The organism is Nocardioides fonticola (genome assembly GCF_039536805.1).
GTDB classification, from domain to species: Bacteria; Actinomycetota; Actinomycetes; order Propionibacteriales; family Nocardioidaceae; genus Nocardioides; species Nocardioides fonticola.
Genome location: NZ_BAAAZH010000028.1, coordinates 325,615 through 342,349, shown reverse-complemented (window position 1 = coordinate 342,349; position 16,735 = coordinate 325,615). Strand labels below are relative to the sequence as shown.

Annotated in this window: 21 protein-coding genes and 1 tRNA gene; 17 read left to right on the top strand and 5 right to left on the bottom strand. The window is 72.8% G+C overall.

Features of this window, described 5'->3' with window-relative positions:
* Positions 1-38: 38 nt before the first annotated feature.
* The 9 genes from ABD671_RS18885 to ABD671_RS18845 all read left to right on the top strand — a co-directional run bounded on the left by ABD671_RS18885 (position 39) and on the right by ABD671_RS18845 (position 7,298).
* Positions 39-299 carry a hypothetical protein gene (locus ABD671_RS18885; RefSeq protein WP_344735000.1) on the top strand — a complete coding sequence of 87 codons (261 nt, stop codon included), beginning with the start codon at positions 39-41 and terminating at the stop codon, positions 297-299.
* Positions 300-384: 85 nt separating this feature from the next.
* Entirely contained in the window at positions 385-774 is a 390-nt protein-coding gene (gene aroH, locus ABD671_RS18880) for a chorismate mutase (RefSeq protein ID WP_344734999.1), read from the top strand.
* Entirely contained in the window at positions 767-1,840 is a 1,074-nt protein-coding gene (locus ABD671_RS18875; RefSeq protein ID WP_344734998.1) for a prephenate dehydrogenase, read from the top strand. The genes aroH and ABD671_RS18875 overlap by 8 nt, the downstream gene beginning before the upstream one ends.
* Before the next feature lie 11 nt (positions 1,841-1,851).
* Positions 1,852-2,592, top strand: coding sequence for a (d)CMP kinase (gene cmk / locus ABD671_RS18870; protein WP_344734997.1), 741 nt, complete (start codon positions 1,852-1,854; stop codon positions 2,590-2,592).
* A gap of 10 nt (positions 2,593-2,602) precedes the next feature.
* Positions 2,603-3,364 carry a lysophospholipid acyltransferase family protein gene (locus ABD671_RS18865; protein WP_344734996.1) on the top strand — a complete coding sequence of 254 codons (762 nt, stop codon included), beginning with the start codon at positions 2,603-2,605 and terminating at the stop codon, positions 3,362-3,364.
* Positions 3,361-4,731, top strand: coding sequence for a ribosome biogenesis GTPase Der (der, locus tag ABD671_RS18860; RefSeq protein ID WP_344734995.1), 1,371 nt, complete (start codon positions 3,361-3,363; stop codon positions 4,729-4,731). The genes ABD671_RS18865 and der overlap by 4 nt, the downstream gene beginning before the upstream one ends.
* A 105-nt stretch (positions 4,732-4,836) precedes the next feature.
* Positions 4,837-5,835: a hypothetical protein gene (locus ABD671_RS18855; protein ID WP_344734994.1), complete on the top strand. Its 999-nt coding sequence runs from the start codon at positions 4,837-4,839 to the stop codon at positions 5,833-5,835.
* Positions 5,836-5,901: 66 nt separating this feature from the next.
* Positions 5,902-6,453: a SigE family RNA polymerase sigma factor gene (locus ABD671_RS18850; protein WP_344734993.1), complete on the top strand. Its 552-nt coding sequence runs from the start codon at positions 5,902-5,904 to the stop codon at positions 6,451-6,453.
* Positions 6,453-7,298 (top strand): hypothetical protein, encoded by an 846-nt coding sequence (locus ABD671_RS18845; protein ID WP_344734992.1) that lies wholly within the window; start codon positions 6,453-6,455, stop codon positions 7,296-7,298. Before ABD671_RS18850 ends, ABD671_RS18845 begins: the two co-directional genes overlap by 1 nt.
* 20 nt (positions 7,299-7,318) lie before the next feature.
* Here the strand turns inward: ABD671_RS18845 and ABD671_RS18840 are convergent, their stop codons facing one another.
* A complete protein-coding gene (locus tag ABD671_RS18840) occupies positions 7,319-8,701 on the bottom strand; it encodes an FAD-dependent oxidoreductase (protein ID WP_344734991.1) in 1,383 nt (460 codons plus the stop codon).
* Positions 8,702-8,812: 111 nt separating this feature from the next.
* Here ABD671_RS18840 and ABD671_RS18835 point away from each other — a divergent pair, with 111 nt between their 5' ends.
* Together ABD671_RS18835 and ABD671_RS18830 are read left to right on the top strand one after the other, a co-directional pair.
* Complete coding sequence (locus ABD671_RS18835) at positions 8,813-9,667, top strand: helix-turn-helix domain-containing GNAT family N-acetyltransferase (protein ID WP_344734990.1); 855 nt, start codon at positions 8,813-8,815, stop codon at positions 9,665-9,667.
* A 153-nt stretch (positions 9,668-9,820) separates the two neighbouring features.
* Complete coding sequence (locus ABD671_RS18830; protein ID WP_344734989.1) at positions 9,821-10,288, top strand: hypothetical protein; 468 nt, start codon at positions 9,821-9,823, stop codon at positions 10,286-10,288.
* 112 nt (positions 10,289-10,400) lie between these two features.
* Here the strand turns inward: ABD671_RS18830 and ABD671_RS18825 are convergent, their stop codons facing one another.
* Complete coding sequence (locus tag ABD671_RS18825) at positions 10,401-11,522, bottom strand: alpha/beta hydrolase (protein WP_344734988.1); 1,122 nt, start codon at positions 11,520-11,522, stop codon at positions 10,401-10,403.
* Between the two features lie 173 nt (positions 11,523-11,695).
* On the opposite strand from ABD671_RS18825, the gene ABD671_RS18820 reads away from it, so the two are divergent.
* The 3 genes from ABD671_RS18820 to ABD671_RS18810 are packed head-to-tail and all read left to right on the top strand — an operon-like array spanning position 11,696 to position 13,576.
* Entirely contained in the window at positions 11,696-12,502 is an 807-nt protein-coding gene (locus tag ABD671_RS18820) for a hypothetical protein (RefSeq protein WP_344734987.1), read from the top strand.
* 43 nt (positions 12,503-12,545) lie between these two features.
* The gene (locus ABD671_RS18815) at positions 12,546-12,734 is read left to right on the top strand and encodes a hypothetical protein (protein ID WP_344734986.1); all 189 of its coding nucleotides are present in this window, start codon (positions 12,546-12,548) and stop codon (positions 12,732-12,734) included.
* A gap of 11 nt (positions 12,735-12,745) precedes the next feature.
* Positions 12,746-13,576, top strand: a complete 831-nt coding sequence (locus ABD671_RS18810) for an HAD family hydrolase (protein ID WP_344734985.1) — start codon at positions 12,746-12,748, stop codon at positions 13,574-13,576.
* A gap of 6 nt (positions 13,577-13,582) precedes the next feature.
* On the opposite strand, the gene ABD671_RS18805 is transcribed toward ABD671_RS18810, so the two are convergent.
* Positions 13,583-14,356: a hypothetical protein gene (locus ABD671_RS18805; protein WP_344734984.1), complete on the bottom strand. Its 774-nt coding sequence runs from the start codon at positions 14,354-14,356 to the stop codon at positions 13,583-13,585.
* Between ABD671_RS18805 and ABD671_RS18800 the strand changes: the two genes are divergently transcribed.
* Positions 14,349-14,621: a hypothetical protein gene (locus ABD671_RS18800; RefSeq protein ID WP_344734983.1), complete on the top strand. Its 273-nt coding sequence runs from the start codon at positions 14,349-14,351 to the stop codon at positions 14,619-14,621. The genes ABD671_RS18805 and ABD671_RS18800 overlap by 8 nt on opposite strands.
* 146 nt (positions 14,622-14,767) lie before the next feature.
* On the opposite strand, the gene ABD671_RS18795 is transcribed toward ABD671_RS18800, so the two are convergent.
* A tRNA-Pro gene (locus tag ABD671_RS18795) sits at positions 14,768-14,841 on the bottom strand.
* Between the two features lie 82 nt (positions 14,842-14,923).
* The gene (locus ABD671_RS18790) at positions 14,924-15,592 is read right to left on the bottom strand and encodes a sulfotransferase family protein (RefSeq protein ID WP_344734982.1); all 669 of its coding nucleotides are present in this window, start codon (positions 15,590-15,592) and stop codon (positions 14,924-14,926) included.
* Between the two features lie 48 nt (positions 15,593-15,640).
* On the opposite strand from ABD671_RS18790, the gene ABD671_RS18785 reads away from it, so the two are divergent.
* Both ABD671_RS18785 and ABD671_RS18780 read left to right on the top strand, forming a co-directional pair.
* Positions 15,641-16,390 (top strand): SDR family oxidoreductase, encoded by a 750-nt coding sequence (locus ABD671_RS18785; RefSeq protein ID WP_344734980.1) that lies wholly within the window; start codon positions 15,641-15,643, stop codon positions 16,388-16,390.
* A gap of 38 nt (positions 16,391-16,428) precedes the next feature.
* Positions 16,429-16,617 (top strand): hypothetical protein, encoded by a 189-nt coding sequence (locus tag ABD671_RS18780; RefSeq protein WP_344734979.1) that lies wholly within the window; start codon positions 16,429-16,431, stop codon positions 16,615-16,617.
* Positions 16,618-16,735 lie beyond the last annotated feature (118 nt).

Genomic DNA, 16,735 nt, shown 5'->3' with positions numbered 1-16,735 from the left:
GGTGGCACCCCGGCGTCCACGTGCCTAGCGTCGCCCCCATGGACGACGAGCCGACCACCATGCATGCACCCGGCCGAACGGGTGGCGCCGGTGTCGAGATGCAGGTGGACGACGAGACCTTCCGCGTCGGCCCCGGCCAGTACGGCGGAACGCACTACGACTGGGTGTCCGGGCCCAACCCGGGCTACGGATTCTCCTCGAGCGGTGCCTTCGCCGACGCCGATGCGGCCGAGCATGAGGAGTCCATCCGCCTGTTCCTCTCCGCGATCGATCCGGAGACCGGCTACATCGGCGACTGAGTGCCCGCGTGGAGGATGCCGTCCACACGCACCCGCCGGTGAGATCGACGTCGGGGGACGGCGTCCGGCTCGTTAGGGTGGCGCCGTGGCAGTCAGGGCAGTGCGAGGAGCGACTCAGCTCGAGGTCGACACCCGGGAGCAGATGCTCGACCGGGTGACCGAGATGGTCACCGACGTGATGACCTCCAACGGGCTGGACGTCGAGGACTTCATCTCCGTCATCTTCACCGCGACCTCCGACCTCGTCGCCGAGTTCCCGGCCTATGCCGCCCGTCAGCTCGGTTTCGGCGAGGTGCCGTTGATCTGCGCGCGCGAGCTGGAGATCGAGGGCTCGATGCCGCGGGTGGTGCGGATGATGGCGCACGTCGAGACCGACCTGCCGCGATCGGAGATCACCCACGTCTACCTGCACGGCGCCGCCGCGCTGCGCAGCGACCTCACCCGGGTGCGGGCGGTCCCCGACGCCGGTGAGTGAGGTGCTGACCGGTCCGGTCGAGGTGGTCGGCACCGGCCTGCTGGGCACCTCCGTCGGGCTCGCCCTCGCCCGTGCGGGTGTCGAGGTGCTGCTCACCGACGTCTCCTCCGAGCACGTGCGGACGGCGTCCGGGCTCGGCGCGGGTCGTCCGCGCACCGCCGAGGACCGCCCGCAACTCGTCGTCGTCGCCGTCCCGCCCGACCTGCTCGGCGCGGTGATCAGCGACGCGCTCGAGGCCACCGCAGGCACCGATGCGGTCGTCACCGACGTCGGGTCGGTCAAGACCCGCCCGCTCGTCGAGCTCACCGGGCATCCCGAGGTCGACCGCTACGTCGGCGGGCACCCGATGGCCGGCTCGGAGCGCTCCGGGCCGCTCGCCGCCTCCGCGGCCCTCTTCGATGGCCGCCCCTGGGCGATCTCACCCCACACCGACGCACGCCCGGACGCCGTCGCGCTGGTCACGGCTCTGGCCGAGCGGTGCGGCGCCGTCCCGGTCGTGCTGGAGCCCGGGGAGCACGACCGCGCCGTCGCGCGCATCTCACACGTGCCGCACCTGATGGCCGCGCTGGTGGCCGGGCGCCTGGCCGACGCGCCGGGCGACCACCTGGCGCTGTCGGGGCAGGGCGTGCGCGACGTGACCCGGGTCGCCGGGGGAGACCCGACGCTCTACGGGCAGATCGTCAGCGCCAACGCCGGCGCCGTCCTCGACCTGCTGGCCGAGGTGCGGGCACGGCTGGAGGAGGTCATCGGCGCGTTGGCCGTCGGCGACCGCGAGGTGCTCGAGGCGCTGCTCGCCGAGGGCGTGGCCGGCACCCGGGCGATCCCCGGCAAGCACGGCGGACCGGTGCGCCCCACCCGCACGGTGTTCGTCTCGGTGCCCGACCATCCGGGCGAGCTGGCGAGGCTCTTCGCCGACGCCGGCGAGGCCGGGGTCAACATCGAGGACGTCCGCATCGACCACGATCCGGGCCGTCCGGTGGGTCTGGTCGAGTTGGTCGTGGCCGAGACCTCGGCCGACCACCTGCTCGGTTCGCTGGAATCCCGCGGGTGGGTGACTCACCGGTAGGCTGCGGGCCCGTGAGTACCGCCGCCCCCGTCCCGTCCGGCTCCGGCCACCCCGGCCACCACGGCCACTCCGGCCTCGTGATCGCCGTCGACGGCACCTCGGGCTCCGGCAAGTCCAGCACCTGCCGCGGTGCGGCGTCCCGCCTGGGTCTCGCCTACCTCGACACGGGCGCGATGTTCCGGGCGATGACCTGGTTCATGCTCGAGCACGGCGTCGACGTGCACGACGCGGACGCCGTCGCCGCCCGCGCCACCGAGCCCGCCATCGTCTCGGGCACCGACCCGCTCGCGCCCACCATCCACGTCGACGGCGTCGACGTCGGCGAGGCGATCCGCACCCAGCGGGTGACCGACGCGGTCTCCCCGGTCAGCACCGTGCCCGCCGTCCGCAGCCGGCTGCTGGAGCTGCAGCGGGCGATCATCGCCGAGGCCGTGCAGGGCCCGGGCATCGTCGTCGAGGGTCGCGACATCGGCTCGGTGGTGGCCCCCGAGGCACCGGTGAAGCTCTACCTGACCGCCGATCCCGCCGCCCGTGCCGCCCGTCGCGCCGCCGAGCAGGGCGAGCAGGACGCCGCAGCGGTCGCGGCCACCCAGGCCTCGCTGCTCGACCGCGACCGCATCGACTCCGGTCGCGCCACCGCGCCGCTGACGATGGCCGAGGGCGCGGTGCACATCGACACCACTCCGTACACGCTCGAGCAGGTCATCGACCGTGTCGTGGCGCTCGCGGAGGCGGTGGAGGCCACGGCATGACGGCGGGCGCATGAGCGCGGGCGCGGTCCACCGCGAGCCGCCTCGCAGCGACAACGTCCCTCACCCGTACCGCCACCTGCTGCACCCGCTGCGGCCGATCAGTCGCTGGCTGATCCGCCGTCGCTGGCACGTCGTCGTGCACGGCGCCGAGCACCTGCCGCGCACCGGCGGGGCGATCCTGGCCAGCAACCACATCGGTGTCATCGACGGCCCGCTGCTCGCGATCTTCGCCCCGCGGCCGGTGCATGCGCTCACCAAGGCCGAGATGTTCGAGGGCCGGGCCGGCCGCTTCCTCACCCACGCCGGACAGATCCGTCTCGACCGTTCGCAGACCGACCCGCGGGCGGTCAAGGAGTGCCTGCGGGTGCTGCGCGACGGCGGGGTCGTGGGCATCTTCCCCGAGGGCACCCGCGGGGACGGCGAGCTGCGGCGGTTCCACCGCGGGGCGGCGTACCTGGCCCTGGTGAGCGGCGCCCCCGTCGTCCCGGTGGCGATGTTCGGCACCCGCCTGCCGGGCGGGGCGAAGTCGTCGTTGCCACCGAAACGCGCTCGCCTCGATATCGTGCTCGGAGCACCGATCGCGGTGACGCCCCAGCCCTGGCCCCGCACCCGGGAACAGGTGGCCGTCACCACGGCGTTGCTGCGAGACCACCTACGGGGCCATCTCGACGCCTCGATCGCGGCTCTGGGCCGCGACCTGCCCGGCCCCCTGCCGCCGGGCGACACCGATCCAGACCCCACGCCCGGGGTCGCCGAGCAAGGAGCATCATGACCGACTTCCCCGAGTACGACCTCGACGCCGACGGCGAGGGGACGACGGGACCGGTGCCGGTGCTCGCGGTCGTCGGTCGCCCCAACGTCGGCAAGTCCACGCTGGTCAACCGCATCATCGGACGCCGTGAGGCGGTCGTGCAGGACATCCCCGGCGTCACCCGCGACCGCGTCTCCTACGACGCCACCTGGAACGGCCGCGCCTTCACCGTGGTCGACACCGGCGGCTGGGACCCCGACGCCCGCGGTCTCGCGCACGCGATCGCGGCCCAGGCCGAGGTGGCCGTCACCCTCGCCGACGCCGTCCTGTTCGTCGTCGACGCCACGGTCGGCATCACCGACGCCGACGAGGCCGTCGTCCGCATCCTGCGCAAGTCGGGCAAGCCCGTGGTGCTCGCGGCCAACAAGGTCGACGACGCCCGCACCGAGGCCGAGGCGTACGGCCTGTGGAACCTCGGTCTCGGCGAGCCGTGGCCGGTCTCGGCGCTGCACGGTCGCGGCTCGGGCGACATGCTCGACGCCATCCTCGCCGCGCTGCCCGAGCCGCCGCCGGAGCGGTTGGGCGAGGAGGTCGGCGGCCCGCGTCGCATCGCGATCGTCGGGCGCCCGAACGTCGGCAAGTCCTCGCTGCTCAACAAGCTGGCCGGCTCCGAGCGGGTCGTCGTCGACAACGTCGCCGGCACCACCGTCGACCCCGTCGACGAGCTCGTCGAGCTCGGCGGCAAGGTGTGGCGCTTCATCGACACCGCCGGCATCCGCAAGCGGGTCAAGGAGGCCTCGGGCCACGAGTACTACGCGTCGCTGCGCACGAGCACCGCGATCGACCGCGCCGAGGTGGCCGTGCTGGTCGTCGACGGCGGCCAGTCGATCAGCGAGCAGGACCAGCGCATCATCCAGATGGTGCGCGAGTCGGGCCGTGCGCTGGTGATCGCCTTCAACAAGTGGGACCTCGTCGACGAGGAGCGCCGCTACTACCTCGAGCGCGAGATCGAGCGCGACCTCGTGCAGGTGCAGTGGGCGCCGCGCATCAACATCACCGCGCGCACCGGGTGGCACATCGACCGTCTCGTGCCGGCCATCGAGCGGGCGCTGGAGGGCTGGGAGACCCGCATCTCCACCGGTGCCCTCAACGGCTTCCTCGGCCGCCTGGTCGCCGAGCACCCGCATCCCGTGCGGTCGGGCAAGCAGCCGAAGATCCTCTTCGGCACCCAGGCCTCCACCGCGCCGCCGGTGTTCATCCTCTTCACCTCCGGCAAGCTCGACGCCGGCTACGAGCGCTTCATCGAGCGGCGCCTGCGCGAGGAGTTCGGCTTCGTCGGCACCCCGATCGTGCTCCAGCAGCGGCCGCGGGAGAAGCGCAAGCGCTGAGGTCTCACCCCGGTCTCTCCCCGCCCCGAATCCCCGCCGGTCGGCGTCCGGTCGTGCTACACCGGTCGGACGGAGCGGAGGGAGCAGGGCATGAGGGTGCAGGGCATGAGGGCCCACGGTGTCGCGGCCGGCGTGGTGGCGGGCGTGGTGATGACGCTCGCCGCGTCGGCGGCGACCGGCGTGCCCCGGGCTTCTGACGGGAGCGTCGGAAGCGGGACGGCGTCGTCCCGTGCGCCGCTCGCCTCCTGTCCGGTGTTCCCGGCCGACGACTGGTGGCATGCCGATGTGAGCGGTCTGCCGGTGCATCCGCGCAGCGCCGACTGGCTCTCGCACATGTCGACCGACCGCGATCTGCACCCGGACTTCGGGTCGTCCTACGGCGACGGTCCGGACTACGGCATCCCGATCACCGTGGTCACCTCCTCCCATCCGCGGGTGCGGGTGCATTTCGACTACGCCGAGGAGAGCGACCGCGTGCGCTACCCGCTGGGTCGCGATACCCGGATCGAGGGCGGTCGCGCCTCCAACGGCGACCGGCACGCCATCGTCGTCGACCGGACGGCGTGCCGGCTCTACGAGACCTACGCGACCCGCAGGACCGGCGGAGGTTGGCGGGCCGGCTCGGGGGCGGTGTGGGATCTGCGCTCGAGCGACCTGCGACCGGACGGCTGGACCTCCGCGGACGCCGCCGGCCTGCCGATCCTGCCCGGGCTGCTGCGCTGGTCGGAGGTGCGCGACGACACCATCGACCACGCGATCCGCTTCACCACCGACGTCACGAGTCGCCGCCACCTCTGGCCTGCGCGCCATGACGCCGGCTCCCAGGACTCGCTGGCCTATCCGCCGATGGGGGCGCGGTTCCGGCTCCGCGCGTCCTTCGACGCCTCGGGGCTCGGGGTGGAGGCGCAGCGGGTCGTCGCGGCGATGCAGACCTACGGACTGGTGCTGGCCGACAACGGATCGCCGTGGTTCTTCCAGGGCGAGCGCAACGCCCACTGGCCCGAGCAGTTGATCGCCGACCTCAAGACGATCCCGGCGTCGGCCTTCGTCGCCGTCGACACCTCCTCGTTGCAGGTCGCACCCGACTCCGGCGCTGTGCGGTGACCTCGCCGACCCTCGCCGACCCTCGCGCGTGTGTCACGCGAGCGCCGGTGGGGGAGTCAGGAGGGTGTGAGCACCGATGACCGCACCAGCGCCATCTCGGGGACGACGGAGGAGTTCGTCGCGTTCGTGCATGCCACGGCGCCGCAGCTCCACCGGTCGGCACTGCTGCTGACCGGCGACCACCATCTCGCCGAGGACCTCACCCAGGCCACCTATGCCCGGGTCTTCGCCTCCTGGCGTCGGGTGCAGCGGGCCGGCAACCCGGTCGCCTACACCCGCACCATCCTCACCAACACCTTCCTCTCCCAGAAGCGGCTGCGCCGGTCGGGGGAGACGACCGGTCGGATCGCCGACATCGGCGAGACCCTCACCGAGCGTGCCGCCGGCCCGGGCACGGGGGCGCACGACGACCCCAGCGTGCGGATGACGCTGTTCGACGCGCTCGCGCAGCTCTCGCCGACCGATCGTGCCGTGCTCGTCGCCCGCTACTGGGAGGACCGCAGCACCGAACAGACCGCCCGCGATCTCGGGATCACCGAGACCGCCGTCCGTACCCGCGCCAAGCGGGCCCTCGAGCGGCTCCGACCGCTCGTCTCCGACCTCGAAGGGATCGTGTGATGAACGATCAGACGCAACTGCAGGAGCTCATGCGCCGCTCGGTCGGCGACGCCGGGCCCGACCTCGACCGTCTGGTGGGCGGTGCCCTGCGCGACGGCACCCGCATCCGCCGCCGCCGCCGGATGGCCGGCGCCGGAGCGGGCCTCGCGGTCGCCGCCGTCACCGCCGTGGCCGTGGGGGTGCTCGGCAGCGGCTCGGGCCCCCGGGCCGTCGACCCGGCGTCTGAGACGGCGTCCGACGCTGCGAGCACGTCGCCGACCCCGCAGCGACAGGGCTACTACGAGGGGCGCACCTACGACTTCGGCGGGGGCATCACCGGCACCGTCGTCCGCTGCGGCGAGGGGCCGATCGACCCCGATCTCGGGCGACCGACCTGCGCCCTGCCCAGCGAGTACGCGATCCAGCAGCGGAACACGCTCGAGGGTTCCGGCGAGGGATGGGCCGTCGTGCTCACCGGTCCGGCCGATGCGATCAACGACTTCTGGGGCGCTGGGTTCGACGATCCGCGGCTTCAGCGGGGTGGTCTCACCATCGCGATCCGCGCCGACTCCCCGCTGATCGCCCCGGTCAATCAGGGACAGCGTGTGAGCATCGACGTCCCCGGCTGGACGCTGTCGCCGGAGATCGTCGACGACAAGCAGGAGCTGAGCGGCCCCGACGGAGCCGTGGCCGACATCGTCTGGCGACGAGCGTCGGACTACGCCGGCTGGACCGCCGGCGACGACAAGGCCGACGGCGCGTTCGTCAGCGACGTCCACGACGGTGTCTTCGTCACCATCCAGGGCGGGCAGGGCACGACCCAGGCCGATCTGGACGCACTGGGCGCCTCGCTGCGCTGGGAGTAGTCGGTGCGGCTGCCGGGTCGTCAGGCGCCCGGCGCGGTGCCGATGTGAAGCAGCTCCGGCGCGGGGGCGGTGCCGCAGCAGCCGCCGGCGGCAGGGGCGCCGTCGAAGAGGCCGGAACCGCCGCACACGCCGGTGTCGGGGAGGGTGAGCTCGACGCGGGCCGCGGCCTCGTGGTCGCCGGCGATCTCCGCAACGATGCTGCGCACCTGCTCGAAGCCGGTGAGGGCGAGGAACGACGGCGCGCGGCCGTAGGACTTCATGCCGGCGAGGTAGAGCCCGCCCTCCGGCTGGCGCAGCAGGTCGGCCCCATGCGGGCTCACCGATCCGCAGGAGTGGTGGGCGGGGTGGATCTCCGGCGCGAGCGAGCGCGGCGCGTCGAGCTCTCCGTCGAGGTCGAGGTGGACCTGGCGCAACCAGCTGTGGTCGGGAGCGAACCCGGTGACGGCGACGATGCGGTCGACGCCGTCGATGACGCGGCCGGGGGCGTCCAACTGCTCGTGAGCTTCGGGGAAGGAGCGGAGCCGGAGCCGTCCGTGGCCGTCGTCCTCGATCGCTCGGGTGCGGAAGGAGGTCACGACCTCGGTCGTCCCGCCGGTGACCGCACGCTCGGCGCGGCGTCCGAGTGCACCCCGCTCGGCGAGTTCGTCGGCGTCGCCGCCACCGAAGGCGCCGTCGACGCTCGGACGCCGTACGAGCCAGGTGACGCGGGTGGCGGGTTCCTCGGCAGCTAGCCCGGCGAGGGCCACGAGCACGTTCTGGGCCGAGGCACCGCTGCCGGCGACGGCGACGTGACGGCCGGCGTAGCGGGCACGCACGGCCGGATCCCCGAGATCGGGGATGCCGTAGGCGATGCGGTCGGTGTGCGCGAGTTCGCCGAGCGCGGGGTAGCCGTCGCCTCCCAGCGGCTGCGGTGAGTCGTAGGTGCCCGAGGCGTCGATCACGGCGCCGGCGAGCAGTCGCTCCGCGCCCGTCGGCCCGTCGAGATGCACGACGAACGGCAGAGTCGCGCGGTCGAGCGCCACGAGCCGGTCGCGTCCGTGCCGGGCGAGGCCGACGACGCGGTGACCGAGGCGGAGGGTCACACCGGCGTCGGCGAGGGCCGCCGCGAGGGGCATGAGGTAGCGCTCCACCCACTCGCCCCCGGTCGGGTAGGTCGTCGGGTCGGGTGCCGTCCAGCGGTGCGACGCGAGGAGGCGCGCGGCGGCGGGATCGACGAGCTCGGACCAGGCCGAGAACAGGCGCACGTGGCCCCATGCGGCGACGGCCGCACCTGGGGTCGGGCCGGCTTCGACGACGACGGTCGGCACGCCGCGCTCGACGGCGTGGGCCGCGGCTGCGAGCCCGATAGGCCCTGCGCCGACGATCACGAGCGGGTGGTCCGAGGTGGGGCGGGTGGCGGTCACCAGGCAACTCCTGAGGATAGATCGATGGAAATCGATGAAGCGGTGGGGACTCTATCGATCCACGCCGATGAAATCAATCGATCGCTATCGATGGATTGCTAGAGTGATCGCATGACGTCCGTCCCGACCGCCGTCGCCCCCCTCGATCCGGAAGCGGCTGCCACCTACGCCGAGTGGTTCGCCACCCTCGCCGATGCCACCCGCGTCCGGCTGCTGCACGCGGTCTCCACGGCCCCCGCCGGCCACCTGCGGGTCGGCGATCTCGCCGAGAGCCTCGGCATCAGCCAATCGACGGCGTCCCATCACGTGCGCCGCCTGGCCGAGGTGGGCTTCGTCGAGGTCGACAAGGTCGGCACGTCCTCGGTCGTCAGCATCAACGCGGCATGCTGCACCGGCCTGCCGCACGCCGCCGACGTCGTCATGGGCACCTTGACGACCGCGCCGTGCTGTCCCTCCGACCTTCCCGCCGATGTGCGCACCCGCCCCATGGAGGCGGGCGACCTCGAACGGGTGCGGGAGATCTATGCCCAGGGCATCGCCACCCGCAACGCCACCTTCGAGACCGAGGTGCCCGATGCCGACAGGATCGCCGAGCGCTGGCTGCCCGACCACCGCTGGGTCGCCGAGACCGACGGTCCCGACGGCGTCCGCGTGCTCGGCTGGGCGGCGATCGCGCCGGTCTCGGCGCGGGCCTGTTACGCCGGGGTGGGGGAGACCAGCGTGTACGTCGCGGAGGAGGCGCGCGGTCGCGGAGTCGGGCGCGCGCTGCTGCACCGCCAGGTCACCGAGGCCGATCAGCGCGGGCTGTGGACGCTGCAGACCTCGATCTTCCCCGAGAACAGGGCCTCGCTCGCGCTGCACCACGCGGCGGGATTCCGCACGCTCGCGGTGCGCCCGCGGATCGCTCGCCTCGATGGAGTCTGGCGCGACACCGTGCTGCTCGAACGGCGTCGTGCCGAGGACTGATGCCGTTTCGGGCGCCTGACGGCCCGCTCGCGAAACGGCGGGTGAATCTTCGCTGAGGACTGGCTGAGGGCCCGTCGCCTCCCGTCACCGACCTCGTTGATCGCGCGGACGTCCATCCGACCAGTCATCGATCAACGGAATGTGGGTCACCTCATGCGTTCTCTCATCAAGCTCCTCGTGGCGGCCACCCTGGTCGCGCTCCTCGGCGCCGGCCTGGTCGGCGTCCCCTCCTCGGCGACGGCGTCCACCGCGTCGGCGTCCCCCGCCGCCTCGGCGAAGGCCGGCACCTGCTCGGCCGAGAAGCAGAAGTACCAGGACGCCAAGGCGAAGGTCGCGGCCGACAAGAAGCAGTTGAAGAAGGACAAGGCCGCTGCGAAGAAGGCCACCGGCTCGGCGAAGAAGTCGGCGAAGGCCAAGGTCGCCTCGGACAAGAAGAAGCTGAAGAAGGACAAGGCCGCTGCGAAGACGGCGAAGTCCGACCTGAAGACCTGCCAGGCCGACGCCGGTTCGGGCGACGGCTCGGGCAGCGGCGGCACGACCGACCCGGGCAGCTCGAGCGTGCTCCAGCCGCTGTGCGACGCCGGGGTGCCGCAGGCCGTCTGCGACGCCCTGCCGGCCTGACCGGGAGTACCGGTGCCACCGGATGCGGTGGACGGCGATGCCGTCGTCCACCGCATCCGCGCCCGGGTTCCCTGCGTCCGCCGGGCCGGGTCAGCCCCGGGTCAGCCCTGGGTCAGAAGGGGTACGGCGGGGTGGCTCCGGCCTTGGCGTAGAGCGCGTTGACCAGCTTCGGCAGGCCCCAGCGCAGTTGCGCGGCGAAGTAGTTCCAGTAGTGCGTGCCGCCCTGGCGGATGCGCGCCTCGTAGGAGACCCCGGCCTGCACCAGGGCCTGGAGGAAGGTGCGGTGGGAGGTCCACAGCAGCATCTCCTGGAACGGCGTGTGGATCGGGTCGCCGGTCGGCGTCTCGTTGCTGGCGTAGCCGGTGCCGCAGGCGATGAACAGGGCGACGTCCTTCAGCGCAGCAGCGTTCTTCGCGGGGTTGTGGGCGTCCCAGTTCGCGGCGTCGAGCACCCGGTTGCCCCAGACCCGGGTGAGGTCGGGCGGGCTGATGCCGATGAGCGGGGTGATCTGCTCAGGCAGCGCGTTGCTGGTGAGGATCGCGGTGTCGGCCACACCGGAGATCGAGAGCACGCCCTGGAGGAATCCGGGGTGCCGCGCCGCGTAGTTGAGCGCCCCCAGGCCACCGGCCGAGGCGCCGACGCCACCGGTCGCCCCGGGGAGCGAGCGGGTGTGGGCCGCGATCCACGGCGCGAGGTAGTCGACGTGGTAGGTCTCGTACTGCCAGGTGCCGTCGACCCAGTCGCTGAACATGCCGGCGTCCTTGCCGACACCGCCCTCGGGCATCACGAAGATCGCCGGGATCCGCCGGGTGATGCCGCGTAGGTCGAGGATGGTGCTCCACCGCGTGTACGGCGACCGAGCCCCCGGGTAGAGGTAGACGACCGGGTAGCGCTTGGTGCGGTTGGCGGGCTTGCGGTAGCCGGTGGGGTAGTAGATGCGCACCGTCGGGTTGCTGATGCGCACCGTCTCCGGCACCGGGATCACGACGTCCTTACAGCGGGACGCCGGGCAGGCCAGCTCGTCGGGGGTCTCCTCCATCGGCGGGCGGTAGCCGGTGTCGGTCGAGGGGATCGCCATGAGGCGTCGGTAGTCGCTCTGGCGCAGGCTGATCGGATCGCTGGCGGGGGAGTCGACGATGGTGAACGACTCACCGTCGAGGCCGCGGAAGTCCTGCCATTGAGCGGACGCCGGGGCGCCGCTCCAGGCGATCGTCCCGACCAGTCCGGCGGTCACCAGCCCCGTCATCCATCTGCGCATGCCGGGTCAACGAGCGGGAGTGGAGCCGGTCACATCGGCGTCCCGCATGCTGGGCGTGGTTCGGCGCGCATGCTAGACCGGTCGATCCCTCGGCGGCCTTCGGGTGCTTTCGGCCCCCTCGAAGCGGCGCTCTCCGGCACACTCCCGCCATGACGTGTCCCAGATGCGGCGGTGCGCGACGTCGTCCGATCGGTCCGAACTGGTTCGCCTGCGAATCCGACGTGGTGCAGGGCCTCGAACCGCTCGACCCGCGCTTCCCGAACGGGCCGGCACGCCCGGTCACCGGGCTCTGCGGACACCGCTACCAGGACGACGCCGCGGTGACCGGGCTGCCGCTGTGCGCCTGCCACATCTTCGCGGTCGGCGTGTGCTCGGAGTGCGCGAGCCCCCTCTGCGGCGACCATCTGCGTCGCGACGACGACGGCATCGCGATCTGCGAGGCGTGCGAGGCCGCCCGCGAGGCCCGGCGGCTGGAGGAGGAGCGTCAGGCCCGCCTGGCCGAGCTGGCCGAGGCCCCGCCGCTCACCTTCGACCTGCTCCAGCAGCTCGTGCACGGCCGCGCTGCGGCGACCCGCGTGGTGCTCCAGGAGCTCCGGGTCACCGGCGAGCAGGCCGTGGGCCTGTTCCGGTACCGGCAGACCCATGCGGTGCCGCTCGGCGGCAAGGAGCATGTGCGCGTGACGATGTGGCGTACCGAGACCCGCGAGGTGATCGCCGACGGATGGGTGCTCGCCGAGGACCCGCACGGGCCGACGTACCCGCGGCGCAACCTCTACCACCTGCTCACCGACGGCCGCATCGTCATCGAGAGCGACTGGGTGGCCTCCAGCAGCGGCTGGAGTTCGACCAAGCGCGTGCTGCCGCCGACCAGCGTCGTCCCGTGGGCCGTGCTGCACGCCGCGTTGGAGCGCGAGCTGAGCGCCGTCGAGTTCGTGCTGCCGCCCCGCCTCGTCTGAGCCTCGGGCGGGCGTTCGCGTCCTGCCCGTTAGGGTCGCGGTCATGACACGCGGATCGGTCCTGGGCTACGCCCTCGCGACCCTCATGGTCATCGTCGGCGCCTACGTCGCCCTGGCCGGCATGGGCCACGTCGGGGAGTCGGGCGACACCAGCCGGGGCTGGTCGTTCGTCGGGTCGTTGCTGGCCGGGTTCGGCGTCGCGCTCGGCCTGACCGTCGCCTCGCGGCGTTGAGTCCGTCGTCCATGACCCCCGATGCCGCGGCCGGCGGCGTCGTGCGGCTCATCGCGAGCGACCTGGACGGCACCCTGCTGGACGCCGACGGCGGCGTCCCGGCGGAGCTGGGCGAGCTCGCGGCCCGGTTGCACGCGGACGGCGTCCTGTTCGTGCCGGCGAGCGGTCGCTCCGCACCATCGGTGGCGCGGCTCTTCGACGGCGTCCTGCCGTGGCAGGAGGGCGGCCCGACGCTCATCGCCGACAACGGCGCGTGCGTGGTGCATCGTGGTGAGCAGATCCTGGTGGCACAGGTGCCGCAGGACGTGGTCGCCGACGTCGTCGACGGCGTGCGGCGGTACGCCGATCGTGACGCGCGGTCGACCGCGATCGTGCTGTGCACCCCCGAGATGGCCTACACCGACTGCCCCGACGGGCCGCTGCTCGACCAGGTGCAGCACTACTACTCGGCGCTCACCCGGGTCGAGGACCTGCGATCGGTCGACGACCGCGTCATCAAGGTGGCCGTCGCCGATCTCGGCGGGGTCGTGGCGCTGGCCGAGGAGGCGTTGGCCCCGGTGACCGGACGCGCGGACGTCGTCCGGTCGGGTGCCGTGTGGGTCGACGTCATGGCCACGGGCGTCAACAAGGGCGCAGCGCTGCGGCGGCTCCAGGACGTGCTCGGGGTCGCGCCGCGGCAGACGATGGCCTTCGGCGACCACCTCAACGACCTCGAGATGCTCCGGGTCGCCGACCTCTCCTACGCCGTCGAGGGTGCGCAGCCGGAGGTCGTCGCGGCGGCTCGGCTGCGCGCTGGCGGGCCGGGTGTCGGCGTCCTCGAGGTGCTGCGGGGGCTGGTGTAGCGCGCCTCACGGCGCCGTGTAGGCCCAGCCGAGATCGGCGTACCCCTGGATCTTCGATCGGGAGTAGCCGATCACCTGGAAGTGGCGCCGCTGGTCGTTCCCGCCGTCGGCGTAGAGCGGCGAGACGTCGAGGAAGCTGAACTGGTGGGGCGGGGCCTCGATGTAGACGCAGACCTTCCCGGCGGGCGCGGTCGGGCGCGCGGCCGATCCGGTGCAGGTGCGGTCGGCGTCGGAGCTGTCGGCCGCGGTCGTCGGCGCGAGGTTGACCATGGAGGAGGTCAGGGCCACCGGAGCGAGGCCGGGGAGGTCGAACCCCCACAGTTGGGTGGCGCCGTCCGGATCGTTGACAAAGTTGAGGATCGTGCCGCCGGTGACGGTCATCCCCGACGGGATGGTGTCCCACGTGCTCAGGCCCCGCGGACCGACGGGTCCGGCCGGACCTTCCGGGCCCTGCGCGCCCGCTGCTCCCTCGGGGCCGGCGGGTCCTTCGGGTCCGGCCGGACCGCTCACGACCACATCGGGGGAGAGATCGGCACTCGTGATCGAGCGGTCCTTGACGTCCTTGCCGGTCAGCGATCCGTCCTTGACGTCGGCACCGGTGAGGAGCCGGGAGGCTGCGGCCGCGACCGGATCGGCGCTCAGGACGGCGCACAGGCTGGCCGTGATCGCGGCGACGGTGATCGGGTGGGACAGCGCACGACGGCCTCGGCTGTCGGGGCGGCCCACCGGCCGGCTGGGGGAGTCGGGGAGCGGCTGGGTGGGGGGTTCGGGAGTGGGCACCGTCGAAGTCTGGAGGCGGCCGGGAGGGCCCGGCATCAGGGACGGCACTGAATCGTGGGGGTCCGGAGCCAGACCGCTCGATGAGGTCGTCGAGGTGTTGGCCGTAGTGCGGGCCGACGACCCGGCCGATCCTGCGGCTCACCCGTGGGCCGAACTCGCCGAGGCGGCGCGCCGACGAGGGATCGAGGTGGGTGCTGCCAGCTTGAGCGCGCTTCCGTACCGGGTGGTGTTCACCGCCGAAGCCGTCGCGGTGTTCGTGGGCTGACGCGCGGTGGTGGTCGTGGTGCCCCACGTCGACCCCATATCCGCCCCACGATCGGTGGTCGGTGGCGTGAAGCCAGGCTCGGAGCGAGGCACAGAAAACCGGGCCTGACCTGCGGTTATCCGCTGATCAGACCCGGTTCGGTTCGGTCGGGCTGACAGGATTTGAACCTGCGACCCCTTGACCCCCAGTCAAGTGCGCTACCAAGCTGCGCCACAGCCCGAAGCTGCCGGTGAGGGCAGCGCGTGAACACTACAACAGACGGGCCGAGGGGTCGGAATCGGGCTCGGTGCGTGACGTTCCGGTCAGGGCGGTGGGTCCGCCTCCGCCCGGCGCGCAGCGTCCCGGACCTCCCGATCCCGGTGTCGAGCTCGATGGTCGGCGGTGGAGTTGAGGTGCGGGAACGGGACGTCGGGCACCGGGAGGTCGAGGGCCCGGCACAGCGGCTCCCACCCGTCGGTCGGCTGCCAGACCAGAAGCCGGTCGCTGGGGGCCTCGGCCATGACGGTGTCGTTCCATCGTCGGTAGGCGGCGGCCGCCCTGGCGGGGTCGTCGAGATCGTCGAGGTCGGGGACCAGGCCGTGGAACATCCGCTCGAAGACGGGCGTCACCGGATCGTCCGGGCGCGCCAGCATCTCGCGCGTCCGCGGGAGGACGGTCGCGGCCATGCTGCGGTGCCAGGTCGCGGCGTCCTCGCGGTGTGAGAGGACGATGAGGGCATCGGGGTAGGCGGCGGCCAGCTCGCGCCAACACATGGCGGCGGGTACGTCGACGGCGCCGACGTAGCCGCCGAGGAGGGTCTCCCACGGCGGCGGCTCGCCGTCGAGGGCGCGGGCCCAGCCGCCGGCGAGCTCGGGGTGTGCGAACACCTCGCTCATGTGGTGGACCGGCCCACCGAGCAGGAGGGGGAGCCCCTCGCGCAGGGACGTCGTCCCGGTACGCGGCAGCCCGGCCCCGATCACGCGCAGCCTCATCGGGCCACCCTCGCACGGTCCGGGGCCGGGGCGACTAGCGTCGCGTGCATGACGCGCGATCTGGCCCTGGTCACCGGCGGCTCCCGCGGTGTCGGGGCCGCGACGGCCCGCCGACTCGCTCGCGAGGGGTGGGACGTCGTCCTCACCTACCGGGAGGACGCCGAGGCAGCGGCGGCGGTGGTCGCCGACTGCCGCGCCGCCGGCGCGCTGGCCGAGGCGCGGCAGCTCGATCTCGGCGACGACGACGCGATCGTCGACCTCTTCGCGACCCTGCCGTCGGGCGCAGGACCCCTGCGAGGGCTGGTCAACAACGCCGGCATCGTCGCGCCCACGGGTCCGGTGGTCGATCTGGAGACGGCCCGGATCCGTCGCGTGTTCGACGTCAACGTCGTGGGCTTGCTGGTGTGCTGTCGCGAGGCGGTGCGGCTCATGGCCACCGATCGCGGCGGCCCGGGCGGTTCGATCGTCAACGTGTCGTCGAAGGCCGCGGTGCTCGGATCGCCGGGGGAGTACGTCGACTACGCGGCGTCCAAGGCGGCCGTCGACACGATCACGACCGGTCTCGCGAAGGAGACCGCGCATCTCGGCGTGCGGGTCAACAGCGTGCGATTGGGGCTCATCGACACCGAGATCCACGACCGCAACGGGCAGGTCGGTCGGGTCGAGCGGATGGCGTCGGCGATCCCGATGCAGCGGGCCGCGCAGCCCGAGGAGGTGGCGGCCGCGATCGCCTGGCTGCTCGGGCCCGAGGCGTCCTACACGACCGGCGCGCACCTGGACGTGTCGGGCGGCCGGTGATCCGGCGCGGGGAGCCGCGCGATCACTAGGGTGCGGTCATGACCGAACTGCTGCTGCTCGTGGTCTCCTTCGCCGTGCTCTACCTGGTGATCCGCACCGGCGTCGCCCACGGCGTCGCGGACGCGGTCGAGGAGATGGATCTGCCGCGGCGCGCGGAACTGCTGCGGAGTCTCGCGGCGAAGGTGCAAGCGGACGACGCAGCGTCGAGCGAGGGTGAGACGGAGTAGTCGGGTCGCTCCGGTGAGGTGGGGGCGTCGGTGGGGGCGTCGTCGTTGCTCGGTGTCTGCTCCCGGCTGCCGCATTCGTTTCGTGTGAAAGGCGCTGGCTAGGGCGGTGCCGGGTTGC